This is a genomic window from Gilliamella sp. wkB108 (genome assembly GCF_001690195.1).
In the GTDB taxonomy this organism is placed as follows: domain Bacteria; phylum Pseudomonadota; class Gammaproteobacteria; order Enterobacterales; family Orbaceae; genus Gilliamella; species Gilliamella apicola_L.
In genome coordinates this window covers 1-1242 of record NZ_LZGM01000054.1, presented here as the reverse complement: position 1 = coordinate 1242, position 1242 = coordinate 1, and the positions used below count along the sequence as shown (strand labels likewise).

Genomic DNA, 1242 nt, shown 5'->3' with positions numbered 1-1242 from the left:
AGGAAAATTGAGAGGGTTTGCTTCTAGTACGAGAGGACCGAAGTGAACGCACCGCTGGTGTACGGGTTGTGATGCCAATTGCATTGCCCGGTAGCTACGTGCGGGATAGATAAGTGCTGAAAGCATCTAAGCACGAAACTAGCCTTAAGATGAGTTTTCCCAGATGAGAATCTGTAAGGTCCGTTTGAGACTAAGACGTAGATAGGTCAGGTGTGTAAGTGTAGTGATACATTGAGCTAACTGATACTAATGAACCGAGAGTCTTAACCTTACAACTCGGAGTTGTTTTGGAGCGCGAAGTAGAGAAAGAAGCAGTTTGTTCCGGATTGTGTTGATGTGTTGCAGATAGCAGTAAGAAAGCGAACGAACACATTAACGAAGAAAAGAGAGTATACAGAATATGTCTGGCGGTAATAGCGCGGTGGTCCCACCTGACCCCATGCCGAACTCAGAAGTGAAACGCCGTAGTGCCGATGGTAGTGTGGGTATTACCCATGTGAGAGTAGGGTGCCGCCAGACTAATAAATAAGCGAGAGCCCAGCAGAGATGCTGGGCTTTTTTGTATCTGGTGAGAATAAGAAAGAATAAAGAAGCGTAAGTGACAAGATTTTAATCACATGGCTAATAAGGTCAATTGTGCTAGGTTAGATAAGATAGGGTGAAATAATTCATACGTTAATTACTTTGAGTGCAATCATAAATTAGTAGGTTGCGAAAAAGTAATTTTACTGATGTTTTATTACCAATCAAGATAACATGGATAATTCACTATCAATAAATCAGAAATTGTCAGATCCATTGGTCTAGGGAGCGAATAATGGATAATTTAAATTTTATATATCAAATTTTTAATTCTGATTTTATTCAAAAATATATGACAATCCCACAGTTGATTGGCATATTAGGTTATCTTGTAGGTGTGAGTGCATTTTTACAACGTAAAGATAGTGCCTTTCGTTGGCAACTAACGATTGTTAATATTATTATGACTATTCATTTCTATTTATTAGGTCCTGAATCTTATCCAGCAGCTATTCTTAATATTGTTAATATATTTAGAAACATAGCTTCAGCTTACACAAAAAATATGATAGTAATGCTATTCTTTATTGGGTTAATGTGGATATTTTATTTTCTAACTACTCCAGATTGGACGCAATTTATTCATTATTTATCGGTTATTGGTACAACACTGGTAACTATTGCACTATTTCGTTTTCATCAACAACAAATGCGATTACT

The 1242-nt window shown here is 37.2% G+C and carries 1 protein-coding gene and 2 rRNA genes; all 3 read left to right on the top strand.

Annotated elements, in window-relative coordinates:
- Positions 1 to 271: ribosomal RNA gene (locus tag A9G11_RS05705) — 23S ribosomal RNA — on the top strand; the annotation flags it as partial.
- Between the two features lie 132 nt (positions 272 to 403).
- Positions 404 to 519 (top strand): 5S ribosomal RNA (rrf, locus tag A9G11_RS05700).
- A gap of 298 nt (positions 520 to 817) precedes the next feature.
- A partial coding sequence (locus A9G11_RS05695) for a YgjV family protein (RefSeq protein ID WP_065618539.1) occupies positions 818 to 1242 on the top strand: 425 nt, incomplete at its 3' end.